This window comes from Nocardia sp. NPDC101769, assembly GCF_044766925.1.
Lineage (GTDB): Bacteria > Actinomycetota > Actinomycetes > Mycobacteriales > Mycobacteriaceae > Nocardia.
The window spans coordinates 49,809-66,240 of record NZ_JBIWMX010000020.1 but is presented as its reverse complement, the minus strand read 5'-3'; the positions used below and the strand labels follow the sequence as shown (position 1 = coordinate 66,240).

16 protein-coding genes are annotated in these 16,432 nt (G+C 69.9%); 7 read left to right on the top strand and 9 right to left on the bottom strand.

Annotated features, from left to right (window positions below):
- The first annotated feature begins 134 nt into the window (after window positions 1–134).
- From ACIRRA_RS27810 to ACIRRA_RS27800, 3 genes are all read left to right on the top strand, one after another.
- Window positions 135–665 (top strand): Lrp/AsnC family transcriptional regulator, encoded by a 531-nt coding sequence (locus tag ACIRRA_RS27810; RefSeq protein ID WP_357009919.1) that lies wholly within the window; start codon window positions 135–137, stop codon window positions 663–665.
- A 77-nt stretch (window positions 666–742) separates the two neighbouring features.
- Entirely contained in the window at window positions 743–1,948 is a 1,206-nt protein-coding gene (locus ACIRRA_RS27805) for a benzoate/H(+) symporter BenE family transporter (RefSeq protein ID WP_402773859.1), read from the top strand.
- Between the two features lie 67 nt (window positions 1,949–2,015).
- Window positions 2,016–2,873, top strand: coding sequence for a sulfurtransferase (locus ACIRRA_RS27800; RefSeq protein WP_402773856.1), 858 nt, complete (start codon window positions 2,016–2,018; stop codon window positions 2,871–2,873).
- Here the strand turns inward: ACIRRA_RS27800 and ACIRRA_RS27795 are convergent, their stop codons facing one another.
- A complete protein-coding gene (locus ACIRRA_RS27795; RefSeq protein ID WP_402773853.1) occupies window positions 2,874–3,575 on the bottom strand; it encodes a methyltransferase domain-containing protein in 702 nt (233 codons plus the stop codon).
- A gap of 120 nt (window positions 3,576–3,695) precedes the next feature.
- On the opposite strand from ACIRRA_RS27795, the gene ACIRRA_RS27790 reads away from it, so the two are divergent.
- Window positions 3,696–4,307 (top strand): TetR/AcrR family transcriptional regulator, encoded by a 612-nt coding sequence (locus tag ACIRRA_RS27790; RefSeq protein ID WP_402773850.1) that lies wholly within the window; start codon window positions 3,696–3,698, stop codon window positions 4,305–4,307.
- On the opposite strand, the gene ACIRRA_RS27785 is transcribed toward ACIRRA_RS27790, so the two are convergent.
- Window positions 4,248–4,910, bottom strand: coding sequence for an HNH endonuclease family protein (locus tag ACIRRA_RS27785; RefSeq protein WP_402774123.1), 663 nt, complete (start codon window positions 4,908–4,910; stop codon window positions 4,248–4,250). The two genes, ACIRRA_RS27790 and ACIRRA_RS27785, sit on opposite strands and share 60 nt — an antisense overlap.
- Window positions 4,911–5,025: 115 nt before the next feature.
- Window positions 5,026–5,388 (bottom strand): hypothetical protein, encoded by a 363-nt coding sequence (locus ACIRRA_RS27780; RefSeq protein WP_364623305.1) that lies wholly within the window; start codon window positions 5,386–5,388, stop codon window positions 5,026–5,028.
- 230 nt (window positions 5,389–5,618) lie between these two features.
- Between ACIRRA_RS27780 and ACIRRA_RS27775 the strand changes: the two genes are divergently transcribed.
- Together ACIRRA_RS27775 and ACIRRA_RS27770 are read left to right on the top strand one after the other, a co-directional pair.
- Complete coding sequence (locus ACIRRA_RS27775; protein WP_402773846.1) at window positions 5,619–8,444, top strand: DEAD/DEAH box helicase; 2,826 nt, start codon at window positions 5,619–5,621, stop codon at window positions 8,442–8,444.
- The gene (locus tag ACIRRA_RS27770) at window positions 8,441–9,211 is read left to right on the top strand and encodes an SWIM zinc finger family protein (protein WP_402773843.1); all 771 of its coding nucleotides are present in this window, start codon (window positions 8,441–8,443) and stop codon (window positions 9,209–9,211) included. The genes ACIRRA_RS27775 and ACIRRA_RS27770 overlap by 4 nt, the downstream gene beginning before the upstream one ends.
- Here ACIRRA_RS27770 and ACIRRA_RS27765 read toward each other — a convergent pair.
- The 4 genes from ACIRRA_RS27765 to ACIRRA_RS27750 are packed head-to-tail and all read right to left on the bottom strand — an operon-like array spanning window position 9,170 to window position 13,306.
- Entirely contained in the window at window positions 9,170–10,756 is a 1,587-nt protein-coding gene (locus ACIRRA_RS27765; protein ID WP_402773840.1) for a flavin-containing monooxygenase, read from the bottom strand. The two genes, ACIRRA_RS27770 and ACIRRA_RS27765, sit on opposite strands and share 42 nt — an antisense overlap.
- Window positions 10,753–11,526, bottom strand: a complete 774-nt coding sequence (locus ACIRRA_RS27760; protein ID WP_402773837.1) for a hypothetical protein — start codon at window positions 11,524–11,526, stop codon at window positions 10,753–10,755. Before ACIRRA_RS27760 ends, ACIRRA_RS27765 begins: the two co-directional genes overlap by 4 nt.
- Window positions 11,523–12,446: a ferritin-like domain-containing protein gene (locus ACIRRA_RS27755; protein ID WP_402773834.1), complete on the bottom strand. Its 924-nt coding sequence runs from the start codon at window positions 12,444–12,446 to the stop codon at window positions 11,523–11,525. The genes ACIRRA_RS27760 and ACIRRA_RS27755 overlap by 4 nt, the downstream gene beginning before the upstream one ends.
- A gap of 23 nt (window positions 12,447–12,469) precedes the next feature.
- Complete coding sequence (locus ACIRRA_RS27750; protein WP_402773831.1) at window positions 12,470–13,306, bottom strand: SDR family NAD(P)-dependent oxidoreductase; 837 nt, start codon at window positions 13,304–13,306, stop codon at window positions 12,470–12,472.
- 104 nt (window positions 13,307–13,410) lie between these two features.
- On the opposite strand from ACIRRA_RS27750, the gene ACIRRA_RS27745 reads away from it, so the two are divergent.
- On the top strand, window positions 13,411–14,088 hold the full coding sequence (locus ACIRRA_RS27745) for a TetR/AcrR family transcriptional regulator (RefSeq protein WP_402773828.1): 678 nt from the start codon (window positions 13,411–13,413) through the stop codon (window positions 14,086–14,088).
- Window positions 14,089–14,115: 27 nt separating this feature from the next.
- Here ACIRRA_RS27745 and ACIRRA_RS27740 read toward each other — a convergent pair whose 3' ends face one another.
- The gene (locus tag ACIRRA_RS27740; protein WP_402773825.1) at window positions 14,116–15,102 is read right to left on the bottom strand and encodes a methyltransferase; all 987 of its coding nucleotides are present in this window, start codon (window positions 15,100–15,102) and stop codon (window positions 14,116–14,118) included.
- A gap of 68 nt (window positions 15,103–15,170) precedes the next feature.
- Window positions 15,171–16,232: an amidohydrolase family protein gene (locus tag ACIRRA_RS27735; protein WP_357009880.1), complete on the bottom strand. Its 1,062-nt coding sequence runs from the start codon at window positions 16,230–16,232 to the stop codon at window positions 15,171–15,173.
- Window positions 16,233–16,432: the final 200 nt, after the last annotated feature.

Genomic DNA, 16,432 nt, shown 5'->3' with positions numbered 1-16,432 from the left:
TCGTGTCCCGTGAGCAACCGCTGTGTGTCCTGTACCACACAGCATCCTCCGTTGAGCGATGTGTGCAAGCATGGCGTGCAGAACTGTGCAGAATGCTCGGTCGATGGCCCTCACCGGGTGTCATACTGATCCCCATGAGCAGCAGGGAGCCCCTTTCTGCCCCGCTGGACGCCACCGATGCCCGGCTGTTGCTGGAGCTGGTGGCCAACCCACGCGCGACCGGTGTCGAATTGGCCGCTCGTCTGGGCCTCTCGCGCAATACCGTGCAGGCCAGGCTGGCTCGCTGGGAGTCGAGCGGGGTGTTGGCCAGCTTCGAGCGCCGGGTCGATCCCCGGGTGCTGGGTTATCCACTGGCAGCCTTCGTGGCGGTGGTGGTGGATCAGCATCGGCTCGACTCGGTGGTTGCCGAACTGGCCGAGATTCCGGAGGTTACCGAGGTCTGCGGCATGACCGGGCCGACCGATCTGACAGTCCGGGTGGTCGCCGCCGACGCCGATGATCTGTACCGCCTGACCGGGAGCATTCTGAAGATCCCGGGGGTGGAGCGCACCAATATGGCGCTGGTGATGCGCTCGCTGGTCGGGCCGCGTGTCACGCCGCTGCTGGAGCGGCTGGCAATGCAGAACGGGTCGGGGGGTCACCCGCAGGATGCCGACCGGTTCTGACTGTTTCGGTGAATTTCAGTCCAGTTTCGGGGGATTGGCCGCTGACCTCGGGGTGACTGGACCGCGACGATGACCCGATGAGCAGCAGCGTCACCAGCACTCCGGAGGTCGAGAGTCCGCGCACGGCCGGGATCGGGCAGCCGATCGGGGCCGGAATCGTCACCGCACTAGTCGGATTCACCAGCTCGTTCGCGGTGGTGCTGGCGGGCCTGACCGCCATGGGGGCGACCTCCGCGCAGGCGGCGTCCGGGCTGCTGGCGGTCTGCGTGACCCAGGCCGTCGGCATGATCGTGCTGAGCCGGCGGTACCGGATGCCGATCACACTGGCCTGGTCCACCCCGGGCGCGGCGCTGCTGGCCGGCACGGGCGCGGTGGCCGGCGGCTGGGCGGCGGCGGTGGGCGCGTTCGCGGTGGCGGGCGGACTCATTGTGCTGACCGGTTTCTGGCGGCGGCTGGGCGCGCTCATCGCGGCGATTCCGGTGGAGATCGCGCAGGCCATGCTGGCCGGGGTGCTACTGCCCATGTGCCTGGCGCCGGTGAAGGCGCTGCCGGTGAGCCCGGCGGTGGTGGTGCCGGTCATCGCGACCTGGCTTGTGCTGCAACGCTTCGCGCCGCGCTGGTCGGTGCTGGCGGCCTTCGCCGTCGCGGCCGTCGGCGCGGGTGTCGACATCGCCGTCACCCATCGCCGCATGGACCTGTCGGCGATGGTGCCGCGGGTGGAATGGACTGCGCCGCACTGGAGTTGGCAGGCGGTGATCGGGGTCGCGGTGCCGCTGTACATCGTGACCATGGCCGCGCAGAACATTCCGGGTACGGCGGTCATGAAGACCTTCGGCTATCAGGTGCCGTGGCGGGCGGCCATGACGGTCACCGGCCTGGGCACCATGCTCGGTGCGCCCGCGGGCGGGCACGCCATCAACCTGGCGGCGATCAGTGCCGCGCTGTCCGCCGCGCCGTCCGCGCATCCGGATCCCCGGCGCCGGTGGATCGCCGCGTTCACCGCGGGCTGCATGTACCTGGTGCTCGCATCGGCCTCGGGCGCACTGGTGATGCTGGTGGCCGCGGCTCCGAAGGGTGTGCTGGAAACCGTTGCGGGCCTTGCCCTCATCGCCACGCTGGCGGGTGCGCTGACCGCCGCGTTGACGCCCGCCGCCCACCGTTCCGCGGCCGCGCTCACCTTCCTGGTGGCCGCGTCCGGAATCTCGCTGCTCGGCATCGGCGCGGCCTTCTGGGCACTGGTCGCGGGCCTGCTGGCGCGCTGGTTCCTGCCCCCGTCGAAATAGCGGGCCGGGCAGGCTGCGGGGTGCGGCCGGCGGTGGCTAGGGTGGGGTGGTTCGGCTTCAAAGGGCGATGAATCGGCGAAGAGGAGTTGGCTTGAGTTCGGTGCTGATTTCGGTTGCGGAGCTTGCGGATCTGCTGGGTCAGAGCGGCAGCCGGGTGCGATTGCTGGACGTCCGGTGGGCGCTCGGAGATCCGGACGGACCGCAGCATTATCTGGACGGCCATGTTCCGGGCGCGATATTCGTCGACCTGGAAACCGAACTCGCCGAGCCGCCCTCCGTCGCCAAGGGCCGCCACCCCATGCCGGACCTGGCGCACCTGCAGAAGTGCGCGCGCAGCTGGGGTGTGTCCGACGGGGACATGGTGGTCGTCTACGACGCCACCGGCGGCATGGCCGCCGCGCGAGCCTGGTGGCTGCTGCGCTGGGGCGGCGTGGCCGACGTGCGCATTCTCGACGGCGGACTGCCCGCGTGGGAACAGGCCGGGGGCAAGGTCGTCGCCGGTGACGAACCCGCCCCGCGGCCGGGCACCGTGGTCCTGTCCCCGGGCAATATGCCGACCATCGACGCCGATGGCGCGGCCGGCTGGCCGGGCCTGCTGCTGGATGCCCGCGCGGGCGAGCGTTACCGCGGCGAGGTGGAACCCGTGGACCCGCGCGCCGGGCACATTCCGGGTGCGGTGAGCGCGCCGACCGCCGAGAACCTCACGACCGCAGGGCAATTCAAGACGATCCCCGAATTGCGTTCCCGCTTCGAGGGATTCGGTTCCGGGCCGGTCGCGGTGTATTGCGGTTCCGGAGTCACCGCCGCCCACCAGGTCGCGGCGCTGGCCGTCGCCGGCATCGACGCCGCGCTCTATCCCGGCTCCTGGTCGCAGTGGTCCAACGACCCCAAGCGGCCGGCCGCCACCGGCGCCGAACCGGCCTGATCAGCCGGGTTTGACGGCGGTGAGGATGCCGGTCGCGAACGGGCCGGTGCGGAATTCGACTGCCGTGAAACCGATGCCGGTGAGCACGTCGCGGTAGCGGCGGATGTCGACCGCCGACAGCGGGTCCCCGGCCGCGTCGCCGTCATGGGAGTGCCCCTGGCCGCCGGCGCGGTGCGCGGCCAGCTGGGCCATGGCGCGAATGGCGAGCCCGCGCAGGCCCGAGGTCGGATGGGTGTCGGCGAGCAGCAGGCGGCCGCCCGGGCGCAGGACGCGGAAGACGCCCGCCAGAGCGGTCTTTCGCTCGGATTCGGCGATGTGATGCATGGCGAAGGTCGAGGTCGCCACGTCGAACGAGGCGTCCGGGTAGGGCAGCGATTGGGCCGCGCCCAGGTCGAAGCTGCAGTTGGGGGCGGCGTGGGCGGTCGCGTAGGCGATCATCTGCGGGGACGGGTCCACGCCGACCGCCCGGCCGTCCGGTCCGGCCTGACGGGCCAGCTCATTGGCCAGCCGCCCGGGGCCGCAACCGAGATCGAGGGCGTGATCGCCCGGGCGGATGCCGCTGGTCGTGGCGAAGTGCCGCGCCAGGCTGCCCGCGCGGCCCAGGAAGTAGACGTCGGTGAGTAGCCGATAGCGGCGCGGCCAGGTGATGAGGGCCCCGACGGGCCGGGATTCGATATCGGACACTTGCTTGTGCTGGGTCATGTAGTCAATCATCGAATGATGGGAAAGCCCAGGCCAGACGCAGTTTCTGGGGATATGTACGATTCCGGACAGTCGGACGGAATCCGTTCGGGAACGGCCCCGGCCGCCGTCTCGGGGACCATGAGACCGGAGGCCGGGACCGTGAAGCCGGAGGCCGACCGTCGCGTCCGCCGCACCCGCATGGCCGTGCACCGGGCGCTCATCGAGCTCATGCAGGACCGGCCCTATGCCCGGATCACGGTGCAGGACATCATCGATCGCGCCGACGTCGGCCGCTCCACCTTCTACGCGCACTACCGCGACAAGGACGATCTGCTGCTGGTCAGCTGTATCGAGCATGTGCGGGGCGAGATTTCGGCGCAGCTGGCCGCCTATCCGGGCGAGCCGCCGCCGCTGGCGCCCGTCGAGATCCTGTTCAAGCTGGTCGCGGCGCATCCGGACGTGTACCGGCCACTGGTCCGGCAGCGGGCGAACACCATTGTGCTGCGGTCGATCCGGCAGATGTACGCCGAATTGCTGACCGAGCACCTGGGCCCGCGGCTCGGGCCGGACCCCGTCGCGGCGGACGTCACCATCACATTTCTGTCCTGGGGTCTATACGGATTGCTGGAATCGGTCATGGATTCGCGCCAGGAGCTCACCGCCGATCAGGCCTACCGGCACTTCGCCGCGCTATGGGCAACCGCGGGCGACCCGGGCCAGGGCGTCCCGGTCGGCGGCGGTGACCGGTAGCCCGTACCGGTTCGCGGCCATCAGGTACTTGCCCGCGTAGAAGCAGTGGTTCGCGCGGGCGGGCGGCAGCCAGTCGCCGGGCGTGCGATCACCCTTGTCCTCGTTGGTCTTTCCGTCCACCGCGAGCAGGTTGTAGTCGACGTCGTTGGCGAAGCGCACACGCCGCGGCAGCGGCCACCCGGACGCGCCCAGGTCCCAGGCGGCGGCCAGCGGATACACGTGATCGATCTGCACGGCCTTGGCCTCGGCCCGATCGAAGGCGATGCGCTGCCCGGTATAGGGATCGTCCAGCGACCCGGCCACCACCACGCAAACGTTCCCGGGCCGGAAGGTCACCCGGGTGAGCTGCCTGGCCAGCACGGTATTGCGGCTGTCGCATCCGTCGTGACCGCCCGGTCCGTCGTGATCATCGGTCCACGCCGGTCCGAACACGCACCCCTGCCCGCTACCGCAGCCGCGTTCGTAACCGCCCGGACGCGGCCGGGCGGGCACGGTGCGGACACCCGCGAGCAGCCGTTCGAGCTGGACGCGGGTGGGACTACCCGGCGCCGGGGTCACCTGCCCGAGGGACTCACACCCAAGGACCGCGAGCAGGACGACCATCGCGCCGAGCAGCCGGAGCAGGAAAGTTCCGACCGTGAGCCACACGGCAATACATGTACCGCACCAGCCGGTCGGCGAGTGCCGTCACGCGGACTTCGCACTCCCGTTGGGCTTGCTAGAGCCAGGCGTGCGCGAGGATGTCGTCCGCGGCGGTCTCGGAGAGCTGCGGCGGAAAGCGGGTTGCCGCAATGGAATCCACACGCGCGCCGTCGTGACCGATGAGCCACGAACCGCCCCGCTCCTCGCATTCGGCGATCTTGGCGAAAACGGTGAGCAGGAACGTGATGGAGTCGCGCGGGTCCGCGGTCCGGGCGAGGCGCTGCGACTCGCCGGGCCGGGACAGATCCAGCCACACCCCGGACTGCCCGTCCAGGCGCATCCCCACGATCTTGCTCGTGTCCACGAAGGTGAATTTCCGCCGTTCCCACTGTGTCGTGGGCGTGAAGCTCTGCTCGAGCACTTGGAGCAGAATCGTCATCGTCACGGCCTCCCTACGGTCTCGAATGTGCCACGGCTCCGGATTGAGTCGCGGTGGATTGGTCGGGTGCGCCCCGCGCGGCTGGCGTCCGGGCACGACAATGTAGTGCAACGGACACAGCGGACACCGACGCGTGCGGTGACCTGCGGATTTATCCAGTATGTTCCGTATCCGATCAGAAATAAAGAGGGGCCGGTGGGCTTGTCGGGGGTGGCTGATTGGATGGGCGGATGTTGCACGGGCTGTGGTCGCCGGGGTCCGGGTTGGTGCTGTGGCACGACCCGGGTGATGACACGGCCGGGGATGCGGAGGGTCTGCCGGAGCCGCTGGGGTCGATCGTGCGCGGGGCGAAGTGGCGGCATCGGGCGCAGGTGCTGGTGATGGGGGAGTACGGGCCGGAGCAGGCGCAGGTGCGGGCGCACGCGCTGGCCCCGGAGACGGCTGCCCGGGTCCTGTCGCAGGAACTCCCGGCGGGGGCGGTGGCGGGGGATCTGCGGTTTCTGGGGCATGCGGCGCGCGGGGTGCAGCGGTGGGTGCGGGCGGGGCGGGTCGTGCCGGAGGTTCGGCGGGACGACGGGGAGTGGTGGGTGCGGTGGCGGCTGGTGGGCGGGCAGCGGCAGCGGGCCTGGCTGGCGGAGCTCGCCGTGGCCATGCCGGGCGCGCTGCAGGTGGCCGCGCGGCCCGCCGAGATACTGGAGAACCTCGTCGCCGAGTTGGCCGATCCCCTCGTGCGCCTGCGCATTCCGGAATGGCCGGATCGGGAATCGGGGTCGCATCCGCTGCTGACCGCGCTGGTCGCGGAGACGCCGCTGGAGACCGGATCGCATCGGGTGGCCTCGGTGCTGGACGACTGGCGGACCAGTCTCACCGCGGACGAGCCGGAGCTGGTGCTGCGGCTGCTGGAACCGGACGGCGAGGAGCCGGGCGAGCTGTGGCGGCTCGAGGTCTGCCTGCGCGAGGAAGGCGAGGCGCCGCAACCGGTGCTGCTGCCGGGGGATCCGCAGCTCATGCGGATTGCGGGGGAGAAGCTGGCGGCCGCCAAGCAGGCGTATCCGCGCCTGCGCGATCTGCCCGGCGATGCCCGCAGCATGGATCTGTTCCTGCCCACCGAGGTGGTGATGGATCTGGTCGCGCACGGGGCGAACGCGCTGCGGTCGGCCGGGGTGCGGCTCATGCTGCCGCGGGCCTGGCGAGTGGCCGCGCCCGCCATGAAACTGCGGGTGCAGAGCCCGGCCGCCACCGAAACCGCGGTCGGGCTCAAGGGTTTGGTGTCCTTCCGCTGGGAACTGGCGCTGGGCGACACCGTGCTGACGCCCGCCGAGATGTCGCGGCTGGTGGACGCGAAATCGGATCTGGTGTGGCTACGCGGGGAGTGGGTGCAGGCCGATCACCGCATGCTGGCCGCGGCGGCCGACTACGTCTCGGGCCGCACCGACGAGACCGAGACCACCATCGGCGGCCTGTTCGCCGAGCTGTCCGCCCATCCGGTGATCGGGGTGCCGCTGGAGGAGGTCACCGCGACCGGCTGGGCAGCACAGCTTTTCGACGGTGAGCGGTCGGTCGAGCCCGTCCCGGATCCGGTCGGGCTGAAGGCCCAGCTGCGGCCGTATCAGCAGCGCGGCCTGACCTGGCTGGCGGCCATGAGCCGGCTCGGATGCGGCGCGATCCTCGCCGACGACATGGGTCTCGGCAAGACCGTGCAGGTGCTCGCCCTGCTGGTGCACGAACGTGAAACAGCCTCTGCCGCAAGCGAATCGGAGTCGATCGGGCCGACGCTGCTGGTGTGCCCGATGTCGGTGGTGGGCAACTGGCAGCGCGAGGCCGAACGCTTCGCCCCGGATCTGCGGGTGCTGGTCCACCACGGCGCCGGGCGCCGGTCGGGTGCGGAGTTGGATGCGGCGGTAGCGGATTCGGATCTGGTGGTCACCACCTACGCGCTGCTGGCCCGGGATGTCGAGGACCTGAAGCGGCAGGACTGGCAGCGGGTCGTACTGGACGAGGCGCAGCACATCAAGAACGCCGGGACCCGGCAGGCCCGGGCGGCGCGGCTGGTGCCGGCGCGACACCGCCTGGCGCTCACCGGAACCCCGGTGGAGAACCGGCTCGAGGAGCTGCGCTCGATCCTGGATTTCGCCAACCCCAAGCTGCTGGGCAAGGCCTCCGAGTTCCACGCCCGCTTCGCGGTGCCGATCGAGCGCGAGCACGACGAGAACGCCGTGACCCGCCTGCGCGCCATCACCTCGCCGTTCGTGCTGCGGCGGGTCAAGACCGATCCGGCGGTGATCTCGGATCTGCCGGAGAAGATCGAGATGACGGTGCGGGCCAACCTCACCGTGGAGCAGGCGGCGCTGTATCAGGCGGTGCTGGACGATATGTCGGCCAAGTTGAAGGCGGCCGAGGGCATGGAGCGCAAGGGCGCGGTGCTCGCGGCACTGACCCGGCTCAAGCAGGTGTGCAACCATCCCGCGCATTTCCTCAGCGACGGGTCGGCGCTCCTGCGCCGGGGGCATCATCGGTCCGGGAAGCTGGCGCTGGTGGAGGACATTCTGGAGTCGGCGATCGCCGACGGGGAGCGGGCCCTGCTGTTCACCCAGTTCGCGGAGTTCGGAAACCTGCTGGCGCCCTTCCTGTCCGAGCGTTTCGGGGCGGAGGTGCCGTTCCTGCACGGCGGGGTGAGCAAGCAGCGCCGCGACGATATGGTCACCCGGTTCCAGGAGGAGGACGGCGCGCCGCTCATGCTGCTGTCACTCAAGGCGGGTGGCACCGGCCTCAACCTGACCGCCGCCAATCACGTGGTGCACCTGGACCGCTGGTGGAATCCGGCGGTGGAGAACCAGGCCACCGACCGCGCCTTCCGCATCGGCCAGCGCCGTGATGTCCAGGTGCGCAAGCTGGTCTGCGTCGACACCATCGAGGAGCGCGTCGACGACATGCTGAAGGGCAAGAGTCAGCTCGCCGACCTCACCGTGGGCACCGGCGAGAACTGGATCACCGAGCTCGGCGACGAGGAATTGCGCGAACTGTTCGCCCTGGGATCGGAGGCGGTCGGCGAATGAGCAACGTCATCGACTTCAGTGAGTACGGCAAGCGCCGCCCGGTGCGCGGCGGGGTGCAGCCGCGCAGCCGGCGGGGCACCGCGTTCGCGCGGACCTGGTGGGGCCGTTCGTTTCTGGAGGCGGTCGAGGGCGTCGCGGACGCCGGCCGCCTGGCCCGCGGCCGTTCCTACGCCCGCACCGGTCAGGTGGTGAACTACCGCCTGGAGCCCGGCCTGGTGAGCGCGGAAGTGCAGGGCAGTCAACCCCGCCCGTTCATCTCGGTCCTGACCCTGCGGCAGTTGCGCGACGACCGCCTCGACGAGCTGGTGGACCTGGTCCGCGCCACCCCCGGCATGCTGGGCGAGATCGCCGCGGGCACCCTGCCCCAGGCTCTGGGCCCGCTGCTGCTCCCCACCACGGTGTCGGAGCTCGACTTCTCGTGCAGCTGCCCCGATTCCGGCTGGCCCTGCAAGCACGCCGCCGCCGTCTGCTACGTCATCGCCGAACGCCTCGACGAGCGCCCGGGCGAACTGCTCACCCTGCGCGGCCTCGAACTCGACGCCCTCATCGGCAGCGTCCAACGCGCCGATCCGCCCGCCGAATCCACCGACCTCTACGGCGACGACACGGCGCTCCCCGCCCTCCCGAAGCCCGAATTCTGCCCGGCCCCCGACGATCTCGACGCAGTCCTGCTCCGCCAGGCCCTGCGCATGACGGCCGAAGACGAGCAGTCCGTCGCCGCCGGTCTACGCGAACTCCGCGCCCTCTACCGCGCCCTCGACACCTGAGGCATCCGGCTGGGCAGTGGCGGTCCGGGCGGTGGGGCGGCCGGTGGTGCGGTGTTCGCCGAGGGATTCGAAGTGGTAGTCGCGCAGGTCGAAATGGGCGGCGCGCCAGGCGGCTTCGGGGGTGCTCATGGCGCGCAGGGGGACGTCGCCGTTCTTGTCGAAGTAGTAGGAGTTGGCCAGGGTGCAGCTGTCCTGCCAGAAGACCTGGGTCCCGCGGCGGGAGAGCATTTCCTGGAAGTAGCGCTCGTTGGCCTCGGGGGTGACCTCGATGCGGGTCGCGGTTCGGCGGCGGGCATTGCGGAGCAGGCGCAGGATGTGGGTGGTCTGCATTTCGATGAGGGTGAAGTAGGACGCGCCGTTGTAGCCGTACGGGCCGATGATGGTGAAGAAGTTGGGGAAGCCGGGCACACTGACCCCCTCGTAGGCCTGCAGGCGGTGGGTGTCCCACCAGTCCTCGAGGCGCAGGCCGCCGCTGCCGTGCAGGTCGAAGGTGGGCATATTGCCGGACTCCATGACCTTGAAGCCGGTGGCCATGATGAGCACGTCGACCCGGTGGTGGCGGCCGGTGGTGCGCACTCCGGTCGCGCTGATCTCGGTGATGGGATCGGTTTCCAGCGTGACATTCTCGCGGTTGAAGGTCTTCAGGTAGTCGTTGGAGAACGACGGCCGCTTGCAGCCGAGCGCGTATCTCGGCGTGAGCTGCTCCCGGACGACCGGGTCCTGCACCTGGTCGCGCAGGTGTGCCAGCCCGGTGCGCTCGCCGAGTTTCACCATGGGCAGCACCTTGTAGTAGTGCGCCGAGAGCGGGAAGGTCAGCTCCACGAACGCCTGGCTGAGCCAGCGGGTGAGGAACTGCCCGCCGGGCAGCCGCATCAGGGCGCGCACCGGCGGCGGCAGGGGCGTGTCCGGCCGGGGCAGACACCAGATCGGTGTGCGCTGGAAGACAACGAGTTCCGACACCTCGGGGGCGATCTCGGGAATGATCTGGATGGCCGAGGCGCCGGTGCCGATGATGCCGACCCGCTTGCCGCGCAGATCGATCCCGTGATCCCAGCGCGCGGTGTGCATGGTCTCGCCCCGGAACCGTTCCGCGCCGGGGATATCGGGCAGTTTGGGCCGGGTCAGCACCCCGGTCGCGCCGATCAGGAAGCGGCAGGTGAGCTCGTCGCCGTCCGTCGTGCGCACCCGCCACAGGTGCAGCACGTCGTCGAAGTCGGCGCGGGCGATGGTGGTGCCGAACCGGATCCGCGGCCGCAGCCCGTACTTCTGGACGCAGTGCTCGGCATACGCTTTCAGCTCCCGCCCGGGCGCGTACACCCGCGACCAGGACCGCTGCTGCTCGAACGAGTACTGGTAGCTGAACGACGGAATGTCCACGGCGATACCGGGATAGGTGTTCCAGTGCCAGGTGCCGCCCACCCCGTCGGCCTCGTCGATCATGACGAAATCGTCGAAACCGGCCTTGCGCAGGGCGATCGCGGTCCCGATTCCCGAGAAGCCCGCGCCCACAATGACGATCTCGTGGTGCACGACGGTATTGGTCACGATGCGTCCTCCGCGTAGATGATGCAGTCCACCCGATGCTCGACCCCGTCCACGGTGCGAATCCCGAGCGGCACGAGCCGGGCGATGGGCCAGCTGATGAGCCGGCAGTTCCGCTGCCGCAGGGCCCGGTAGTAGCGACTGTGCACCCGCACCGCGGCGGGCCGATCCGGCGTCAGCTGCCGCCGCTCCCACGAATCCCCCACCTGCGCCCGCAGATTCGCCGCGGCAACCCGCTGTAGTGCCTGCTGTGCACACCAGCGCAGGACGCCCAGCCCGGAGGCGCCCAGCGCGCCCAGCATGGGCCCCGGAGCTGCACCGGCAACCGCCCTGGATCCGCGATGCGGCCGGTCGTCTCCGCGTGCGGCGCGTGCCGGCCCGCGTTCCTCTGCACCCCCGGTCGGTGCGGTGCTGTCTGCCCGGCGCCCAGCCTCACGCTCTTCCTGGCGCGCCGGATCTCCGGGTAGCGGCGGCGCGGAGTCGCTGGGCAGCAGCCCCAGAGCATCGGCGGGCAACTGGCGCAACAGAATGCCGGCTCCGGGGACGGGCGGGGTGGGCAGAATCCAGATGGGATCGTGCTGGAACACGGTTACTCTGCGCGCCTGGGTGACGATCGGCGGAACCACCCGGGCCAGTGCGGCGCCGCTGCCGATGACCGCGACGTGGAGGCGGTCCAGCTCGTGCTGGTCACGCCAGTGGGTGCAGTGAATCCGGGGGCCGGAGTAGGCGTCGCGGGCTCTGCCCGGGTCACTCCGGCGGATCGGTGCGGTCATTTCGCCACCGGCTCGTAGGTCAGGGCCTTGGACCAGGAGGGGGTGCGGCGCAGGACGCGCACGGGGAAGTGGTCGATGGCCCTGTTCAGGGCGTCGTTGATGCCCTGAACCGGCTGCCAGTGGTTGATCGTGGCCATGCCGTGCAGGCGGACCACGTGGTAGAGCGGCACGCGTTTGATATCCGGGCTGCGCTCACCGGCTTTCTCATAGCGCCGCACGGCATTCCAGAGCTTCTCCTCGTCCAGACCCATCGCCATGATGTTGGCGGACATGCGGGAGAGCAGCGGCGTGTACAGCAGCGCGCCGAGCAGGAGGGTGGGTCGCAGCGCGAAACCCGCTGTCTCGATGGCGATTCGCCGCAACGGTCCCGCGCCGAGCTGCTCGAGCACCTGGAACCCCACCGCCAGATGCCGGGACTCGTCACTGTTGATGTGGCGGAACACCTCGTGGCACAGCGGATCCCGCACCTCGTCGAGCAGGAACTTCACCAGTGCCCCGTCCAGCGCGCACTCCAGCGAGGGGATCACGGTGCCGAGCACGGGCAGGGACAGGTCGTCCCCGTACCGGTCCAGCCATTCGATGACGAGCCGGATGTTCTTGTTGGGCAGCGGCATAGTGTCCCCGTCGAGCATGCCCCAGCGCCGCATCAGGGCCAGTTCGGCATTGGCGTGCTTCTGCTCCTCGGCGTGGAAGTACCGGTAGATCTCCTTGAGCGGTCCGTCGGGGGCACGCAGCGTGAGTGCCGCGAACCCGCGGGCACCGACGTGCTCGATCCACACCAGATCGGCCATGAAGGCCGCGAGCGCGGGTCGCTGCTCATCGGTGATGAGCTCGGCTCCCGGTGCGTCCCAGTCGAGATCGGCCAGCGCCCACTGCCGATCCTGGACGACACCGAGCATGTCGGAATACGCGAACGCCATTGTTCAACTCCTTGCCGCTGTGGCTACCGCACCAGCCGCTCCAGCAATCCGGCGGCGCGGGTGTAGGTCTCGGGCAGCAGTCGCTTGGACTGCCAGATCGCCTTGGCCTCGAGCTGCGGGACCACGTACAGCTGACCGTGATCCACCGCGTCGAGGGCGGCGCGGGCGATGGACGCGGGCGAGCGTCCGGTCCAGCGGATGAGGCGGTCGCCCCAGAGCCGGATGGTCTCGTCGCCGATCTCCACGCCTTCCAGGATGTTGGTCCGAACTCCGGTGGGGCACAGCACGGTGACGGTGACGCCGGTGCCGGACAGTTCCGCGGCCAGCGTCTCCGACAGCGCCAGCACCCCGGCTTTGCTCACGTTGTAGGCGCCCATGCGCGGCGCGGACCCGAAGGCGGCCGCGGAGGCCACATTCACGATCGAGCCGTGCCCGGCGGCGCGCAGCCGGGGCGCGAAGACGTGGCAGCCGTGGATGACGCCCCACAGATTGACGTCGAGCACCTGATGCCATTCCGCGGGCGGGGTGTCGCCGATGAGTGTGCCGCCGCGCCCGATACCGGCATTGTTGACCACCAGATCCGGGTTCTTGCCGAACCATTCCTCGGCGGTATTCGCCAGCATGGTCACCTGGTCCAGGCTGCTCACGTCGCAGACGGTGTCGAAGGCCTTTCCCCCGGTGTCGCCGATCATTTCGGTGGTGTCGCGGGCACGCCCGGCGTCGATGTCGGAGCAGACGACCCGTCCACCGCGCTTGCCGATCTCGATCGCGAAGGCGCGGCCGATGCCGCTGCCCGCACCGGTCACCACCGCGTCCGCCTGCTGAGTGCGGCGGGATCCGCCGAAGGGGTTGAGTCGCATGGGAACTCCCGGGGCTGTGCCGTCCGGGCAGTCAATTGGTGGCGTGTGCCACCACTGGCCGCACCTGCCACCAATTAGGCTCCCGGTGCGCTATTTTGTCAACTATGGACGTGCCCGCACCGGCAACCGCCGCGGTGTCCCCGGGGCCCGCGCCGACCCGGCGCGGCGGCACCTGGGGCGGCCGCACCCAGGAGGAACGCCGCGCCGAGCGCCGCGAGCGGCTGATCGCGGCGGCGCTGGACATCTGGGTCGAAAACGGCTGGGCCGCAGTAACCATGCGCGGAGTGTGCACCCGCGCGGCCCTCAATGACCGCTACTTCTACGAGCACTTCGCCGACCGCGACCAACTGCTGGGCGCGGTCTGGGACGAGGTCGGATTCCAGGTGCTGGCCGAACTCTCGGCCGTGGTCGCCGAGAACCTGGAGCATCCGGCGCTGGGCATTCTGCGCGTCGCCATCGCCCGCGCGGTCGCCCTGCAATCGGAGGGCCCGGCGCGCATCCTCTTCGGCGACCATGCAGGCAGCCGCATCCTCGAGGAGCGCCGCACCGCCATGCTCACCGAGGCCACCGACCTGCTCATCGCCACCGCCCGCCCCTACCTGCGCCCCGGCGTCGACGAATCCGACCTGCGCATGGGCGTTCTCATGGGCATCGGCGGCTTCATCGAACTCCTGACCGCCTGGCGCACCGGCGCCATCGACGCCGACGCCACCCGCATCGTCGACCATGTCAGCCACACCGCCGATCTCCTCGGCGCGCAGTACCTCGCCCTGCCGGGCTGAGTGATCCTGGCCTGCCCGGCCGATGCGCTACTTGACCGCCCAGACCATGGACTCCGGCCCGGCGAGGTGTTCGGTCTGGGGGTCGCGGAAACCGGTGTCGGCCAGCCAGGTTCGCAGATCGGCGGCGGTGTAGTCGAAGCCGCCGCGGGTTTCGATGAGCATGTTGAGACTCATGAGCAGGCCGGAGAGATTGGTACGGCGGTCGTCGTCGATGAGCGACTCGTAGACGAGGATGGCGCCGCCGTCGGGGAGGGCGCGGTGGGCCTTCTCCAGCAGCATGAGCTTGGTGGGCAGGTCCCAGTCGTGCAGGATGTGGCCGAAGACCAGGACATCGGCCTCGGGCAGCTCATCGGTGAAGAAGTCGCCGGACCGGAAGGTGGCCCGATCCGCCACCGGCGCACTGTATTCGGTGAAGATCGGCTCCACCGCCGGCAGGTCGTAGCCGATGCCGGACAGGTGCGGATTGGTCTCCAGGACGGTGCGCAACAGCGCACCCTGGGCGGTGCCGATATCGGCCACCGACTTCCAGCGATGCCAGGGGAACACCTCGGCGAGGGCGTGCGCACTGGGCAGCGACAGCCCGGTCATGGCCCGCTGAAAATCATAGAGCCGCTGCGGATCCCGATAGAGCGCGGTGAAGAAGTCGCCGCCGTCGCGGGCCTCGTTCTGCGGCCGTCCGGTGCGCAGGCCCTCGGTGAGCCGGCCCCAGAACGGATAGAGCCGGGCCGCGGCCATCTCCAGGAAGCCGCCGATGTACTCGCTGCCGGTGCTGTCCAGGTAGGTGGCGGTGTCGGCGGTATTGGCGTACCGGTCGTCGCTGCGCCGCAGCATCTCCATGGCCACCAGCGCGTCGAAGAAATCACGGGCGGACCGCGGATGCAGGCCCAGTTCGCGCTGTAGCTGCTCCGCGGTCAGTTGCCGATGCCCGAGCACCGTGAACACCCCGAGTTCGACAGCGCTGAGCAAGGTCCGGGACTCCCAGAAACCCATTCCGATCCGCAGGATCCGTTCCATGGCGCATCACGATAGCCACAGCGACCCTCCGGCAAAGGCAGACACCGAAATTCGTCCGGGGAGCGGGCTCAGAGCACGTCGATCCCGTACACCCGTTCGGCATTGCGGCGGAAGATCTGCTCGATGGCCTTGTCGTCGGCCCCGTGCCCGGCCAGCGCGGTGGCCACCGCCTCCGCGGCATTCGGGATGCTCGTAATCGGCTTGTCCACCGGGAAATTCGAGCCCCAGATGAGCCGATCGGCCCCGAACACGTCGAGCGCGTGCTCCAGCATCGGCGAAATCCGTTCCAGCAGCACCGGAACCGGGGTCGGCTGACCGCGCCGCGGCACCGGATGCCCGAGGATCGGCATCATCAGGCCGCTCACCTTGGCCGCCACATTGGCGTGCTGGGCGAGAGCGGTGAGGTCGTCGCGCCAGCGCACGAACAGCTCGCGCCGCTGCCCGGGATTGCGCCCGGTGTTCCGCCCTACCGGCCCGAAAATGCCTGCGGGCGTGGCGAGATGGTTGAGCACGATGGTGGTGTCGGGATAGCGCTCGGCCAGCGCGGCCACCTCGGGCAGTTGCCCCGAGTACACCCACGCCTCGAACGCGAGCCCGCGATCGGCGAGCGCGCCGAAGCCGTCCAGGAAGGCGGGGGAGGTGAGCAGGCCCGGCGTCTTGCAGGTTGCGCGGACATCGGGGTCCGGGTGGTACTCGACGCGGGCGCGAATGCCCCGGAACAGCGGCGAGGCGGCCCGGTGCGCGTCGAGCAGTTCGGCGAACTCGGCGGCGGTGGGGTCGCCCGCGCCCATGATCGCCCCGAGCGCGGGGGTGTCCACGCCGAAGGGCAGGCTGCTCACCCACCGGGTTTCGTCGGCGGACCCGAGCGGACCCTTGCCGACCCACTCAACCTCGATGTGCACGATGGCCTCGACCGGCACGTCCCCGGCGTCTTCCTGGTAGTCGCGCGGCAGGTACGGATGGATGACAGGTGTTGGATCCCCGACGAATTCGCGGTCGCGCCGCGGCGCCAGCCGCTTCGCCAGATCGATCGGCACCGGCACATAGCGGAACAGCTTCGCCAGCCCGCTGAACTCGCGTGGCGTGGTGAGCGGATCCCACTGGTGAATGTGGGCGTCCACGACAGTCATTCCCGCAAGGTCCATGAGGTCCCTTCCGCCTGGGTAGGCCTGCCCCGGATTGTTCCACGCCGATGCGTCCCCGCTCCGGAAATCAGACCCGGAAATCAGGCATCGGAACCACCCGCCGCGGCCCGGTCCGCCTGTCGTCCCCCGTTATGCGGTCGGAACGATGGTGCGCACGCCGATGGCCGCTGCGGCCTTCGCCTGCG